At 73.8% G+C, this 13,705-nt stretch carries 17 protein-coding genes; 7 read left to right on the top strand and 10 right to left on the bottom strand.

Annotated elements, in window-relative coordinates:
* Positions 1 to 45 precede the first annotated feature (45 nt).
* The 3 genes from ACLJPY_RS31175 to rimP all read right to left on the bottom strand — a co-directional run bounded on the left by ACLJPY_RS31175 (position 46) and on the right by rimP (position 2,029).
* Entirely contained in the window at positions 46 to 312 is a 267-nt protein-coding gene (locus ACLJPY_RS31175; protein WP_410594066.1) for a YlxR family protein, read from the bottom strand.
* 140 nt (positions 313 to 452) lie between these two features.
* Positions 453 to 1,499 carry a transcription termination factor NusA gene (gene nusA / locus ACLJPY_RS31170; RefSeq protein ID WP_410593813.1) on the bottom strand — a complete coding sequence of 349 codons (1,047 nt, stop codon included), beginning with the start codon at positions 1,497 to 1,499 and terminating at the stop codon, positions 453 to 455.
* Positions 1,496 to 2,029: a ribosome maturation factor RimP gene (gene rimP, locus ACLJPY_RS31165; protein WP_410593811.1), complete on the bottom strand. Its 534-nt coding sequence runs from the start codon at positions 2,027 to 2,029 to the stop codon at positions 1,496 to 1,498. The genes nusA and rimP overlap by 4 nt, the downstream gene beginning before the upstream one ends.
* Before the next feature lie 122 nt (positions 2,030 to 2,151).
* Between rimP and ACLJPY_RS31160 the strand changes: the two genes are divergently transcribed.
* A complete protein-coding gene (locus ACLJPY_RS31160) occupies positions 2,152 to 3,090 on the top strand; it encodes a ferritin-like domain-containing protein (protein WP_410593809.1) in 939 nt (312 codons plus the stop codon).
* A 115-nt stretch (positions 3,091 to 3,205) separates the two neighbouring features.
* Here the strand turns inward: ACLJPY_RS31160 and ACLJPY_RS31155 are convergent, their stop codons facing one another.
* The 4 genes from ACLJPY_RS31155 to ACLJPY_RS31140 form a co-directional block, all read right to left on the bottom strand.
* Entirely contained in the window at positions 3,206 to 3,802 is a 597-nt protein-coding gene (locus ACLJPY_RS31155) for a DUF1634 domain-containing protein (RefSeq protein ID WP_410594064.1), read from the bottom strand.
* Positions 3,803 to 3,914: 112 nt separating this feature from the next.
* On the bottom strand, positions 3,915 to 4,928 hold the full coding sequence (locus tag ACLJPY_RS31150; RefSeq protein ID WP_410593807.1) for an aminotransferase class V-fold PLP-dependent enzyme: 1,014 nt from the start codon (positions 4,926 to 4,928) through the stop codon (positions 3,915 to 3,917).
* A gap of 278 nt (positions 4,929 to 5,206) precedes the next feature.
* Complete coding sequence (locus ACLJPY_RS31145) at positions 5,207 to 5,980, bottom strand: isocitrate lyase/phosphoenolpyruvate mutase family protein (protein WP_410593805.1); 774 nt, start codon at positions 5,978 to 5,980, stop codon at positions 5,207 to 5,209.
* A 432-nt stretch (positions 5,981 to 6,412) separates the two neighbouring features.
* Positions 6,413 to 7,066: a GOLPH3/VPS74 family protein gene (locus ACLJPY_RS31140; protein ID WP_410593803.1), complete on the bottom strand. Its 654-nt coding sequence runs from the start codon at positions 7,064 to 7,066 to the stop codon at positions 6,413 to 6,415.
* Positions 7,067 to 7,223: 157 nt separating this feature from the next.
* Here ACLJPY_RS31140 and ACLJPY_RS31135 point away from each other — a divergent pair, with 157 nt between their 5' ends.
* A complete protein-coding gene (locus tag ACLJPY_RS31135; RefSeq protein WP_410593802.1) occupies positions 7,224 to 8,459 on the top strand; it encodes a sensor histidine kinase in 1,236 nt (411 codons plus the stop codon).
* Entirely contained in the window at positions 8,434 to 9,087 is a 654-nt protein-coding gene (locus tag ACLJPY_RS31130) for a response regulator (protein WP_410593800.1), read from the top strand. Before ACLJPY_RS31135 ends, ACLJPY_RS31130 begins: the two co-directional genes overlap by 26 nt.
* Here ACLJPY_RS31130 and ACLJPY_RS31125 read toward each other — a convergent pair.
* From ACLJPY_RS31125 to ACLJPY_RS31115, 3 genes are all read right to left on the bottom strand, one after another.
* The gene (locus tag ACLJPY_RS31125; protein WP_410593798.1) at positions 9,081 to 9,788 is read right to left on the bottom strand and encodes a M50 family metallopeptidase; all 708 of its coding nucleotides are present in this window, start codon (positions 9,786 to 9,788) and stop codon (positions 9,081 to 9,083) included. The two genes, ACLJPY_RS31130 and ACLJPY_RS31125, sit on opposite strands and share 7 nt — an antisense overlap.
* A 70-nt stretch (positions 9,789 to 9,858) precedes the next feature.
* Entirely contained in the window at positions 9,859 to 10,230 is a 372-nt protein-coding gene (locus tag ACLJPY_RS31120; protein WP_410593796.1) for a winged helix-turn-helix transcriptional regulator, read from the bottom strand.
* A 40-nt stretch (positions 10,231 to 10,270) separates the two neighbouring features.
* Complete coding sequence (locus ACLJPY_RS31115; protein ID WP_410593794.1) at positions 10,271 to 10,696, bottom strand: SRPBCC family protein; 426 nt, start codon at positions 10,694 to 10,696, stop codon at positions 10,271 to 10,273.
* 23 nt (positions 10,697 to 10,719) lie between these two features.
* Here ACLJPY_RS31115 and ACLJPY_RS31110 point away from each other — a divergent pair, with 23 nt between their 5' ends.
* The 4 genes from ACLJPY_RS31110 to ACLJPY_RS31095 all read left to right on the top strand — a co-directional run bounded on the left by ACLJPY_RS31110 (position 10,720) and on the right by ACLJPY_RS31095 (position 13,703).
* Positions 10,720 to 11,262: a TetR/AcrR family transcriptional regulator gene (locus ACLJPY_RS31110; RefSeq protein ID WP_410593792.1), complete on the top strand. Its 543-nt coding sequence runs from the start codon at positions 10,720 to 10,722 to the stop codon at positions 11,260 to 11,262.
* Positions 11,263 to 11,274: 12 nt separating this feature from the next.
* A complete protein-coding gene (locus ACLJPY_RS31105; RefSeq protein WP_410593791.1) occupies positions 11,275 to 13,026 on the top strand; it encodes a CocE/NonD family hydrolase in 1,752 nt (583 codons plus the stop codon).
* A gap of 69 nt (positions 13,027 to 13,095) precedes the next feature.
* Positions 13,096 to 13,515, top strand: a complete 420-nt coding sequence (locus ACLJPY_RS31100; protein ID WP_410593790.1) for a hypothetical protein — start codon at positions 13,096 to 13,098, stop codon at positions 13,513 to 13,515.
* On the top strand, positions 13,512 to 13,703 hold the full coding sequence (locus ACLJPY_RS31095; protein WP_410593789.1) for a hypothetical protein: 192 nt from the start codon (positions 13,512 to 13,514) through the stop codon (positions 13,701 to 13,703). Before ACLJPY_RS31100 ends, ACLJPY_RS31095 begins: the two co-directional genes overlap by 4 nt.
* The last annotated feature ends 2 nt before the right edge of the window (positions 13,704 to 13,705 follow it).

Genomic DNA, 13,705 nt, shown 5'->3' with positions numbered 1-13,705 from the left:
ACCCGCTGACCTCGTCCTTATTGTCTGACGCTCATGGCTTCAGCTTCACGGCTGACTCATGACGGGTCGACCTGCTTCCTTGCTTCCTCGCGACCCCGGGGACGTCCCGGGTTCGTGGTGCGCGGTTCGTGGTGCTTCAGTGCGCCCGACGTGCTCGCGGACCTCTCGGACGTCGAGCGCTCCCGGAGCCCGCAGGGCCCTCGGGAATGCTCGCCGCCGTTCGGCCTTGGCCAGGCAGTCCGGGTCGGGGTGCAGCCAAGCCCCCCGGCCCGGCAGCCGCCGACGCTCGTCGACGACCACCCGCCCGGCCACCGCGACCACGCGCAGCAGCTCACCGATCAACGCCCGCCGCTTGCAGCCGACACAAGTCCGCACCGGGGAAATCCGGTGGGGCTGGTGCTCGGCTACCCGCCGCGGGCTTCGAACCACTCCTGAGTCTAGCGCTTCGACCTTCACTCAGCCGAACCGGTTGTCGCGGCGGGCCGCGACGGACGGGCGTGGTCTTGATCACCCTCGTCGTCCGCCGGTGCGGCGTCGCTGCGGATGTCGATCCGCCAGCCGGTCAAGCGGGCGGCGAGGCGGGCGTTCTGGCCCTCCTTGCCGATCGCCAGCGACAGCTGGAAGTCCGGCACCACGACGCGGGCGGTCTTCGCCCGCTCGTCCACGACTCGTACCGAAACAACCTTCGCGGGCGACAGCGCATTCCCGACGAAGCGGGCCGGATCCTCGGAGTAGTCGATGATGTCGATCTTCTCGCCGGCCAGCTCGCTCATCACGTTGCGCACGCGCGAGCCGACCGGGCCGATGCAGGCGCCCTTGGCGTTGACGCCCGGCACGGTGGACTTGACCGCGATCTTCGTGCGGTGTCCCGGCTCGCGGGCGACGGCGGCGATCTCGACGGTCCCGTCGGCGATCTCCGGCACCTCGAGCGCGAACAGCTTGCGGACGAGGTTCGGGTGCGAGCGCGAGAGCGTGATCTGCGGGCCGCGGTTGCCGCGCGAGACCGTGACGACGTACGCCTTGATCCGGCTGCCGTGCTCGTAGGACTCCCCCGCCACCTGTTCGGCGGACGGCAGCACGCCCTCGGTGTCACCCACCTGGACCACGACCATGCCGCGGGCGTTCGCGCGGGCGTCACGCTGGATGACGCCGGCGACGATCTCGCCCTCCTTGGTGGAGAACTCGCCGAAGGTCTTCTCGTGCTCGGCGTCGCGCAGCCGCTGCAGGATGACCTGGCGCGCGGTGGTGGCGGCGATCCGGCCGAAGCCCTCCGGTGTGTCGTCCCACTCCTCGTCCACCTGGCCGTCGCCGGTCAGCGTGTGCGCGAGCACGCGCACCAGCCCCGTCTTGCGGTCGATGTCGATGCGGGCGTGCGGCTGGTGGCCCTCGGTGTGCTTGTACGCGGTGAGCAAGGCCGTCTCGATGGCCTCGATCACCGTTTCGAAGGGGATGTCCTTGTCCCGTTCGATCGCCCGCAGCGCGGCGATGTCGACGTTCACTTCGACCCCTTCTCCGTCTCGGCCGCGATCAAGCCGGACGCGTCGTCTTCGAGCAGTTTCAGGTCCTCGGCGGGCGGCTGCTTGAACTCGATCTCCACGACCGCCTTCGCCACGTCGGCGTAGCGGACGTCGCGGATCTTGCCGCCTTCGAGGACGCGGGCGGCGTGCTCGCCCGCGTGGCCGACCCGGCCGATGAAGGCCTCGCCGTCGGCCGGGGTGACCTTGACCAGCCGGAACCGCGCGCGCCGCCAGTGCCGGGCCTGGGTGAGCGGGCGGTCGAGCCCCGGCGAGGTGACCTCCAGCGTGTAGGCGCTGGCCAGCACGTGGTCGTTCTCGTCGAGCGCCGCCGAGACCTTGCGGCTGACCTCGGCGACCTCGTCCAGCCCGACCCCGTCGTCGGCGTCGACGACGACCTTGACCAGCTGGCGCCGGCCGGCCTGCTGCACCTCGAACGAGTCGAGGTCGAAACCCGCGGCGGTGACGGCTTCGGCCACTATCGGCTGAAGCCGGCTGGCGAGTTCTCCTGGCACGTGGGGCTCTCCTTGTTTCGAACCGGGGGTTTGCGCGGTCGGTGGTGGACCAGCTTATCCGGTCGCCCGCTGACCCCGCGCGAGCGGCGGGGCCGCTCCGGGGCCTGGCAGGATGGGGCGGCGTGACCGGAAGACCGACCGAGCTGAGCCGCCGGACCGCCCTCCGCGCGGGGGCGCTGGCCGCACTGGCCGTTCCCCTCGCCGCCTGCGGGCCCGGCTACGACGAGAGCCCCGACCCGCTGCAGCCGCTGCTCGCCGCCGCCCGAGCCGACGCCGCCGCGGCGCGGGCGCTGGCGTCCGCGGGCAAGGACGCCGACGCCGCCGGCCAGCTCGCCGACGCGCGCGCGGCGCACGCGGCCGCCCTGAAGTCCGAAGTGGACCGGCTGAACCGGCCCGCGCCGACGTCGGCACCCGCCCCGCCGAACCCCGCGGCGCTCGGCGACCTGAAGGAGCGGCTGGCGACGGCGCGCAAGCAGGCCGAAGACCTCGTCGGCGGCCTGCCGCGGTACCGCGCCGGGCTGGTCGCGGCGGTGGCGGCGGGCTGCGCGTCGCTGCAGCGCATCGCCCCGGCGCTGGGGCCGGGCGAAGACGCCCCGAAGGTGGGTGCCGCCCCGGCGGGCGCGGTGCCACCGGAGGTGGTGGACCCGCTGCAGGTGGCGCTGGCCGCCGAGCACGCCGCGGTGTGGGTGTACGGGCTCGTCAGCGCGTTCCTGCCGGGCGAGTTCGGCGACGCGGAGAAGAGCGGCGCGGCCGAGCACGCCGTGCGCCGCGACTTCCTGCAGACGACGCTCTCGGCGGCGGGGGCGACCCCGGTGGCGCCGGAAGCGGCGTACGTGCCGAAGAGCCCGGTGACGGACGCGAAGTCGGCGTCGCAGGTGGTGGCGACGGCGGAAGCGGACTGCGCGTCGGCGTGGCTCGCGGTGATCGACCACACCGACGACGCGGGTTTGCGCACGACGGCGTTGCACGCACTGGTGGCGGCTTCGCGGCGCGGCACGCCGTGGCGTTCGGAGGCGGGTCAGAAGCCGGTCGCGATCGCGATGCCCGGCCAGAACAGCTGACCCGGCTCAAGCGCCCCAATGTGGCCTTCGGTGCGTCTGACGCACCCAAGGCGGCCTTCGGTGCATCTGACGCAACCAAGGCCACATTGGGGCGCTCGGGGCGCGCTCGGGCCGGTCAGGGGTGCAGGTCGGCCGAGAGGCGGAGTGCGTCGTCGGCGATGCGCTTGATCAGGGCCTTGTCCTTGTGCTTGGCGTAGAAGTCGGCCAGCACGATCGTCGTGTTCGTGCCGTCGACCCTCGACGCGTACGTCGCGTCCTTGCTGCTCACGCTCGGGGTGCCCGAGCCGGCGAACGTCTTGTCCTTCACCAGGTCCGTGACGTTGCCCGTGCCGTCCTGCTCGGTCAGCGTCTTGAGGGCCTTCGCCGTCGTGGAGTCCGGCATGCCCACCAGCGCCACGGACACCAGCGCCTTCGCGCCGCCCGACTCCGTCGTGTACAGCGCGCGCACCAGGGATCGGCACGGCGTGTCCTTGAAGAAGCCCTGGGTGTCGCCGTAGGACTTCTCGACGCAGTCCGTCGTCTTCACCGGCCCGGCGACCAGCGTGAAGTCGAACTGCCCGGTGTTCTGCGCCGGGGGCTGCGCGACCGGCTCGTCCGGTGCCGAGCCGTGCCGGATCAGGAACCAGATGAGCCCGGAGACGACGGCGATCGCGACCAGCCCGGCGCCCCTGAGCAGCAGGGACCGGGTGTCGCGAGCCGGCGGCCCCGGCACCGGCGGGCGGGGCTGCGGGGGCACCGCGCCCAGCGGGGCCGTGTCGGACGGGCCTGGGGTGAAATGCGCACCAACCACGGGGCCATACGGTAGTTCACCCGCCATCAGCGGTTCACTCGAACGCGGGTAAAAGGCGTTCGACGTCGTCAGGCGTGCTGTAGAGGTGGAAGCCGACCCGCACGCGGCCGCCGCGGACGCTCGACACGATGCCCGCCGCAGCCACCCGTCCGGGATCGGCGTCCAGCGACACGATCGCGGAGCCGCGCGGGGGCAGGCCGAGCTTCTCCAGCAGCGTGTCGGCCAGTCCGGTGTTGTGCGCCCGGACCCGGTCGAGGTCGAGACCGGCGAAGTACTCCAGGGCCGCGGCCGCGCCGACCTGGGCCAGCCAGACGGGCGAGAGGTCGAACGCGCGGGCGTCGCCGGCCAGGCGCAGCGGGAGGCCGTAGACCGTGGCCCACGGGTCCTCCCCCGCGTACCAGTTCGCCGCGACCGCGCGGGTGCGGTCCTGCGCGTCCGGGCGCACCGCGAGCCACGCGGTGCCGCGCGGCGAGCCGAGCCACTTGTAGCCGGTGCCGACGACCCAGTCCGCCCAGGTGACGTCCAGCGGCAGCCAGCCGGCCGCCTGGGTCGCGTCGAGCAGCACCGCCGCCCCGGCCGCCTCGGCCGCGGCCCGCAGCGCCGGCAGGTCGGCGATCCGGCCGTCGGCGGACTGGACGACGCTCACCGCGACGACGTCGTGCCCCTCGACCCGCGACGGCAGCACCTCCAGGGGCACCTCGGTCACCGTGACGCCGGGTGCCGCCGCGAACGGGAAGGTCACGCTGGTGAAGTCGCCTTCGGCCGCGAGCACGCGGGTGCCGGCGGGCATGGCCGCGGCGACGTTGGCGACCAGCTGCGAGACCGACACGCCACTGGCGACGCGGTCCGGCCCGACGCCGAGCAGGCGCGCGAACCCGGCCCGCGCCCGGGTGACGTACTGGTCGAAGTCCGCCGGCCGGTCCGCCCCGATCCGCCACCGTTCCACCGCCTCGCCCACGGCGTCGGCCACCGGCGCGGGCGGGATGCCCACGCTGGGCGTGTTGAGGTATCCGGACGGGGCGGCGAAGTCGGTTCCGAAGGCGCGCATGCTCCCAAGTAACCAGATCCGGCCCGGCCGGTTCACCCGGTTTTTAGGGAGCAGGACGGTGACGTCGGGTGGTCCGGCGGGGTCAGTGGCAGGTCACGGCCGGCGCGGGCCGGTTCACCCGATCTCCGGCAGCAGGACGGTGACGTCGGCGTAGTGCGGCGGGGTCAGTGGCAGGTCACGGCCGGCGCGGGCCGGTTCACCCGATCTCCGGCAGCAGGACGGTGACGTCGGCGTAGTGCCGCGGGCTCAGTGGCAGGTCACGGCCGGCGCGGGCCGGTTCACCCGATCTCCGGCAACAAGGCCACCACGTCGGCATAGCCCGGTGGACTCAACGGCAAGTCACCGCCGTCACGCACCGCCAGCGCGGTTTCGGCGGCGGCCGCCAGGGCCATCCGGTACGGCAGCGACCCCAGGCTGACCCGCGCGACCCCCAGCTCCGCCAGCCCGGCCACGGTGACCTTGCCGGGCAGGAACAGCAGGTTGAGCGGCAGGCCGACGGCGACGATCCGCTCGACGTCGCCCGGTTCGGCGAGGCCGGGCACGAAGACGCCGTCGGCACCCGCCGCCGCGTACGCCCGGACCCGCCGCTCGGCCTCGGCGATCGATCGGTCGCCCGCCCAGTGCGTGTCCGTGCGGGCGTTGACGAACAGGTCCGGCACGCGGTCCTTCACCGCCGTGACCAGCGCGCACTGGACCTCAACAGGAGCGAGTGAGCCGTCCGCCCGGCCGTCTTCGAGGTTGACGCCGGCCGCGCCCGCGTCGGCCAGTTCGGCCGCGAGGTCGGCGACGGCGGCCGGGTCCGCGCTGAAGCCGTCGGCGATGTCGACGCTGACGAGCGCATCCAGCCGCGCCAGGCGGCGGGCGAGGGCGACGGTTGCCTCTCGCGTCGACGGTGCGCCGTCCGGCTCGCCCGCCGCCGCGGAGACGCCCAAGCTGGTCGTGCCCAGCGCGCGGAAGCCGTGGGCGGCGAGGAAGGCGCCGACGCCGAACTCCCACGCGTTCGGCAGCAGCAGCGGGGAGCCGGGGACGTGCAGGGCACGGAATTCGTCCATGCCCCGAACCTAGGTCCGCGACGCTTCGGCGGGTGCCGAAGCGAACGGCCCCGTCCGCGAACGCCAGCTCTTCCGCGGTATCGGCGTCCCGGATCGCGCCGGCGCCGGAACCGGCGGCCGGGGTCGCGGCGACGCTGGAACACCGGCTGCTCCACCGTCCAGCCGATCACCCCGTCCCGGGCGATGGCCGCGCTCCGCCGGAGCGCGCCCGCGCGGGACTCGGAAGTCCCGATGGGCCACCGCACCCCGGCCGAAGCGCTCTCCACAGTGGACTACCGCCTCTTCGCGGCCTGCCCGTGTCCTCCCGGAACCACGCGTGCCGGCTCCTCGAACCACGCGTGCCGCCCCGGTCCGCACGAACCGCTCGTGCGGGACGGGACGGCGCGCGTGGCCCCGGGGCCGGCACGCGTGCTCAATCGGGCCGGTCTGGCGTCATCCGCCGCCGCCGCCGGAAGCCGCGGCGACCCGGGCCGTGCGGGCGGCGTGGAGTTCGCGGATCACCTTGCGCAGGGCCGGGACCGCCGCGCCCGCCTGCTCCTCCAGGCGGGCGAGCCGGTCGCGGTGGCGGCGGCGCTCGCCCCGCGGGAGGACCGCGTTCAGCTCGACCGCCGCGGCCAGCGCCGTCAGGGCGGCGACGTCCGCGGGCACCGGCGTGTCGCTGCGCAGGGCCGCCCGCACCTCGTCGCGGAGCGCGGCCGCCGCCGCGGGCTCGCGGACCTCCGGACGGCGGCGCGGGAACAGCCCCAGCACCCGGGAGGTCCGCAGCCCGATGACGCCCGCCGCGTCGAGCTGGGCCTCCAGGGACCGCAACGTCTCGCGCGCGCCGCGGCGCACCCGGGCGCGCCACTTCCGGTGCGGGTCGGTGGCGAGCTCGGCCAGCAGGTCGTCGAGCACCAGGTGGCCCGTGCCGCCGGCCCCGGTGACCACCGGACGCCCGCCGTCGTCGGCCAACCGGCCGCGCAGCACCAGATCGGTCAACGCCGCCGCGCGCACCAGCAGCGCCACGCGTTCCCGATCCGGCAACCGGGCGCGGGCGGTGTCGCACGCCAGCAGGTACGCCCGGGCGGGCAAGGACAGCTCGCTCATCTCACTCCGTCCGTCGTCGGCCCCCAGTCCACCGGATCCGGGCCGTCCGGCGGAACCGGACGAGGAGAGTGATCGCGGCGACGAACGTTGCCGGGCGGGCCGCAACTTTGGTTGCGCGGCCGGGGCGGCGGCCCGCGGCAGCGGTTACCGTGACCGCGTGACCACCGCCCGGCGGCCGCTGTGGCCGAGCCGCTCCGACGCCTGCTGGCTGATCTTCGCGGCCCTCGCCTTCGCCGGGCTGAACACCGTCTTCTACGTCTTCGGCGACCGGACGACCGGCGCGTGGGGCCCGGCCGCCGGGCTGGTCCTGCAGATCGCCTGCGACCTCTCGCTGGTGCTGCTGTTCCGGTTCCCGGGCCCGGTGTGCGCGTTCGTCACCGCAGCGGCGTTCGCGATGCTCGCGAGCGACACCTTCGCGCCCGGTCTGCTCGTGCCGGATCAGCCGCTCGCACTGACGACGGTGCCGACGATCACCTCGGTGATCCTCTCGCAGTCGGCCCGCGTGCTGGACAAGCGAACCGTGCTGTGGGTGGCCGGCGTCCTGGCCGTGATCGCCGCGCGGCCCTGGACGCCGGGCTGGTCGACGACGCCGTTCGGCCTGCTCAGCACCGCGCTGCCGGCACTCGCTTCGCTGTACTTCGAAGCACGCAAGCAACTCCTCCAGTCGCTGCGGGACCGGGCCGAACGCGCCGAGCGCGAGCAGCACCTGCTCGCCGAGCAGGCCCGGGCGGCGGAACGGCGGCGGCTCGCGGGCGAGATGCACGACGTCGTCACGCACCGGCTCAGCCTGATGGTGCTGCACGCCGGCGCGCTCGGCGTGACCAGCGCCGACCCGGCCGCGCGGACGGCGGCCGAGGACATCCGCCGCGAAGGCGCGCTGGCCCTGGACGAGCTGCGCGACCTGGTCGGCGTCCTGCGCAACGGCACCGAACCCGGGCCGCGGACGCTCAGCCCGGCGGCACCCGGCGATCCGGCGCGGCTGGTCGAGGAGTCCCGGTCGGTCGGGGTGACGACGGACCTCGTGGTGGACGGCGACCCGGCGCAGGTGTCGCCGACCGTCGCGCGCACCGCGTACCGGCTCGTGCAGGAGGCGCTGACGAACGTGCGCAAGCACGCGCCGGGCGCGTCGGCGGCGGTGTCCCTGCGCTACCACCCGGGTGGTCTGGACGTCTCGGTGGACAGCACGGAGGCGGCGCACCCGCCCGACCCGGCGCTGGCGCGCAGCGGTTCCGGGACCGGCCTGGCGGGACTGCGGCAGCGCGTCGAACTGGTCGGCGGGCGCTTCGAGGCGGGCCCGGCACCCGGCGGCGGGTTCCGCGTCGGTGCGATACTGCCCGCCTACGTCCCGACGGCGGAAGGCACGCACTGTGATCCCGGTGCTCGTGGTCGATGACGAGCCGATGGTGTGCGCGCACCTGCGCACGATCCTGGGTTCGGCGGACGACATCGAGGTCGTCGCCCAGGCCGCCGACGGCGCCGAAGCCGTCGAGGCCGTGGTCCGGCACCGGCCGCGCGTGGTGCTGATGGACCTGCGGATGCCGGGCGTGGACGGGCTCACCGCGATCGCGCGCATCACGGCGTTGCCGGACCCGCCGGCGGTGGTGGCCCTGACGACCTTCGACGCGGACACCTACGTGATCCGGGCGCTGCGCGCGGGCGCGGCGGGCTTCCTGGTGAAGTCGACACCTCCGGAGGACCTGATCGGCCTGGTCCGCGTGGCGGCCGACGGCCACACGGTGCTCTCCCCGTCGGCAGCGCGCCGGCTGGTGGCGTTGTCTTCGGACAGCCGCGAACGCGGCGAAGACGCCCGGCGGCGCATCTCGGCGCTCACCGAACGCGAGCGCGATGTGCTGGCCCGCCTGGGCGAAGGACTGTCCAATGCGGACATCGCGGCGAAGCTGCACCTGGCCGAGGCGACGGTGAAGAGCTACGTCTCGCGGATGCTCGTGAAGCTCGGCTGCGCGAACCGGACGCAGGCCGGGTTGCTCGCCCACGAGGCCGGCCTGGTGGCCCGTCAGTGAAACAGCAGCGGGACGGCGTGCCACAACGCCCAGCCGTTCAGCAGGAACCAGCCGCCGATCCACAGGGGTGACGGCATCTTGGTCTGCTTGGCCAGCTTCGCGGCGTCGTCCTTGTGGCCGGAGTACCCGCTGCTCCTCCGGTTCACGACGAGCACTCGTACGCCCGCGAGCTCACTCGTCAGCAGGAGCCAGGCTTCGGTGTACGCGACCGCGGTGCGCAGCCAGGCCGGGGCGTAGCGCAAGGCGCAGTACACGAGCGCGCCCACCAGGACGACCATGATCAACGTGCGTGGGTCCCGGGCGAACAGCAGCAGGAACACCATCGCGACGAGGGTCAGCACGAGCACGGCCTGGACGTGCCCGCGGTGCAGCAGGACGGCCGCGCCCAGCCCGGCCAGTGGCGGCACCGCGTAGCCGGCGGCGTAGACGAGGACTCTGGCGAGGCCCACATTGCCGCTCGTCATCGTGGCGCCGCCTTCGGCGTCCTCGATCTTGACGCGGGAGACCTTCCCGCCCACCAGCAGGGCCACCACCGCGTGGCCGCCTTCGTGGAACAGGGTGCCCAGGACGTTGGCGTTGCGCAGGGCGCTCCGCCGGCCGCTCGGCGGCGTGACGACGGAGGTCAGCGACACCGCGAACGCGAACAGCGCGGTGAGGCCGACGACTCCCCAGCCCGGTGCGGGCACGGTCTCGTTGAGCACGGCGACAGTGTCCCCGCGTCCGGCGCCGCGGGACCCCGGATCGGGTGAACTGTCCAGGAGCTGTCAAGTGCTACGCCGACGCGGGCGTGTGCTCCGCGTCGTAGGCGTCCCGGGCTTCCTGGACCGAGGTCATGTGCTGCCGGGCCCAGCGGTCGAGCACGTCCAGCGGCTCGGACAGGTTGCGGCCCAGCGGTGTCAGCTCGTACTCGACCTTCGGCGGGATCGTCGGGTACGCCGTGCGGGTGAGGATGCCGTCGCGGACCAGGCTGCGCAACGTCTGCGTCAGGACCTTCTGGGAAATCCCGTCCACGCGGCGGCCGAGCTCGGTGAACCGCAGCGGGCCGCCGGACAGGGCGCCGACGATCAGCACCGTCCACTGGTCGCCGATGCGGTCGAGCAGCTGGCGGGTCGGGCAGTTGCGGTCGTACGGATCGGGCCCCACGGCGTGCCTCCTCACTCTCCCAGGGAGAGTAACACGCCGATCAGACGGTGGCGCGCGCCAGCCCGTCGGCCACCCGCTTGATGAAGGACCCGAGGAACCACCGGTAGAACCAGCCGGTGCCGGGGATCTTCGGCTCGAACGTCGAATGCCAGTGGATGTCAGTGCCGCCGTCGCGCGGCGAGAGGTCGACGTAGGCGACGTAGTTCCGCAGCGGCAGGCCGTGTTCGAGCGAGTACCCGAACCGCCGGCCCGGCTCCAGCGCCACGACCTTCTCGTAGGAGCGGACGCCGTTCGTCCGGAACAGCCGGATCGCGCCGAGCCCCTCCGGCTCGCCCGCCCCCTCGCGGACCAGCTCGAACGATCCGAGCGGCGACCACTTCGGCCAGCTGGAGCCGTCCCGCAGCAACTCGTACAGGGCGTCGGCCGGCGCCGCCGACCGGGTGCGCACCGAAATGCTTTGTACCATTTGGTACGTGTACCATCCGGTACATGATCGAGGCAAGCCCGCGCGCCAAACTGCTCGACGCGGCGATCGACCACATCGGCCACCACGGCGGCGCGGACCGGAGCCTGCGGGCGCTGGCCGCGGACCTCGGCACCAGCCACCGCATGCTGATCTACCACTTCGGTTCGAAAGAAGGCCTGCTCACGGCGGTGGCGCAGGAGGTCGAGGCCCGGCAGCGCGCGGCGCTGGCCGGCCTCGACCCGGCGGACGCGGGCCGCGAGTTCTGGCGGCGGCTCACCGACGAAGGCCTGCGCGCCAACGAAAAGCTGTTCTTCCAGCTCTACGGCCAGGCCCTCGGCGGCACCCCGGGCACGGCGGAATTCCTCGACGGCGTGGTCGAGGGCTGGCTCGGGCCGATCGAAGCCCTCCTGGCCCGCTACGGCGTCCCGGAGGCCGACCGGCCGGCGCACGCCCGGCTCGGGCTGGCCGTGGCGCGCGGGCTGCTGCTCGACCTCGTCACCACCGGCGACCGCGAAGCCGTCGACGCCGCGATGGAGAAGTTCTTGGCACGGTACGAAAACCCGTGATGCACTGACCGGATGCGACTGCTACTGGGGTTCTCGGCCGCGGTGCTCGTGACAGCGGGGCTCACACCCGCGGCTTCCGCGGCACCGGCGGAAAGCCGTCCGGTCTATTCCTACGCGGACGCGATCCGCGAGACGGCGTGGGTGGAGACCGGCACCGACAACGACCACGACGGCAAACCGGACCGCATCGCCGCCGACGTCATCCGGCCCGCCGCGCCCGTGCGCGTCCCGGCGATCCTCGACGTCAGCCCGTACTACGCGTGCTGCGGCCGTGGCAACGAACAGCAGAAGAAGACGTACGCGCCGGACGGCACGCCGCGGCAGTTCCCGCTGTTCTACGACAACTACTTCGTGCCACGGGGCTACGCCGTCGTGCTGGCCGACGTCGGCGGGACGAACCGGTCGTCCGGCTGCTTCGACGACGTCGACTCCGGCATCGCGGTGGTGAACTGGCTGGGCGGCCGGGCGAAGGCCTTCGACGCGCCCGACGGCGGCCGTCCGGTGCCCGCGGACTGGGCCACCGGGGACGTCGGCGCGATCGGCAAGTCGCAGGACGGCGCCGCCGCGATCGGGATGGCCGCCTCGGGCGTCCCGGGACTGAAGACGATCGTGCCGATCGAAGGCGTCGCCGACAACTACGCCCAGGTCATCGGCAACGGCGCGCCCTTCGCCACCCCGGAGAACACCGGGTCGCCGTTCACCTACAACGAGCGCGCGACGCAGCTGTGCGGGCCGTTCGACGCCGCGCAGAAGGCGCGCGCCGGCACGAACGGCGACTACAACGCCTACTGGCAGAGCGTGCACTACGTGCCCCGGCCCGGACAGGCGAGCATGCTCATCGCGCAGGGCTTCGGGGACTGGGTCGTCGCCCCGAACCAGTTCGCCGGCTACTGGGACGCGCTCGGCCGGGCCGGCGTCCCGCGCAAGGCGTGGCTGAGCCAGGCCGGCCACACCGACCCCTTCGACCTGCAGCGGGCGCAGTGGGTCGAGACGCTGCACCGGTGGTTCGACCGCTGGCTGCTCGGCCTGCGCAACGGCGTCGAGCGTGAGGCCGCTGTGCACCTCGAAACCGCGCCGGACCGGTGGACCGACGTCCAGAGCTGGCCGCCCGCCACGCTGCCGGCAACGCTCCGCCCGTCGGACGGCGGCACGCTCGGCCTGACCGGGTCCGGCACGGCCACCGTCGTCGACGACCCCGCCGTCACCCGCGAACAGTGGGCGGCCGGGGTGTCGGCCGCGCGGTTCACCGGACCCGCCCTGCCGACGCCGGTGCGGCTGGCCGGGTCGCCGTCGGTGACGATCACGGCGGCGTCGGACAAGACCGCCGCCCGGCTCGGCGTCGCGCTCGTCGACTACGGGCCGGCCGAGCTGCGCGACACCGCGGAGTACGGCAGCGGCGTGCGCAACCTGGCGACGCGCTCGTGCTGGGGCGCCGGTTCCGCGGGCGACAGCGCGTGCTTCCTCGACACGGCCGCGGACGTCGTGCGCGTCGACCACCGGATCGTCGCGGCGGGGTGGGCGGACCTCGGGCACCACGCCTCGCTGCGGCACGGCGAGCCACTGGTCCCGGGCCGGGCGTACACGATGACGTTCGGCCTCACCGCGCTCGACCACGTCGTCCCGGCGGGGCACCGGCTCGGGCTGCTCCTCGGCGGCACCGACGGGCTGCTGTTCGACCCGGCGCTGCCGGCCTTCGGCGACACGCTGACGTTCGACCTCGCCCGGACGTCGGTCACCGTCGGCCTTACAAAGCCCGAACACTAGGCGGACGCCCTCCGAACACCGCCCGGCCAGAGTTCTTCCCGTACCCCGGAACGGATACGAGGAGAAACGATGCGAGGAACCACCTGGACGCGGCTCGCGCTGGCGGGCGGCGCGAGCGCGGCCTGCCTGCTGGTGGCGGCGCCGCTGGCTTCGGCGGAGACGTCGGCGCCGGTGGCGCCGATCACGCTCAGCCCGGCGGAGGCGCAGCAGGTCTGTTCGGACTGGGTGCCGAAGCTGCAGAAGAAGGCCGAGAACCTGGAGAAGCGGATCAACGGCGGTCCCGAGGTCAAGGGCTCGGTCGCCAACCTCAAGGCGCGGGCGGCCGACCAGCGGACGGCCGGGCACACCGCCCGTGCCGACCAGCTGGACCAGCGCGCCACCAAGCGGCAGGGCCGCATCGGTGAGCTGGACGCGGCGAAGCAGAAGCTCGACGCCTTCGCGTCCGCGCACTGCAAGCCGGCCGCGCCGTCGACGGCGCCGACGAAGTGAGGGGCGCGAGGGTCGCGGCAGCGGTCGGGGCCGCCGCGCTCATCGCGCTCGGCTGCTCGGCCTGCCGGGACAACCTGATGGGCTCGCCCGGGGAGTCGTCGCCGTCTTCTTCGTCCGCCGACCTGAGCGGGATCGAGTCGACGCTGAACGGCATCGAGTCGGACATGAACAGCGATGGCTCGCCCTGACC

The sequence above is a fragment of the Amycolatopsis sp. lyj-23 genome, assembly GCF_046549135.1.
Classification (GTDB): domain Bacteria; phylum Actinomycetota; class Actinomycetes; order Mycobacteriales; family Pseudonocardiaceae; genus Amycolatopsis.
The sequence above is the reverse complement of the archived record's forward strand: the minus strand, read 5'-3'. Positions and strand labels throughout refer to the sequence as shown.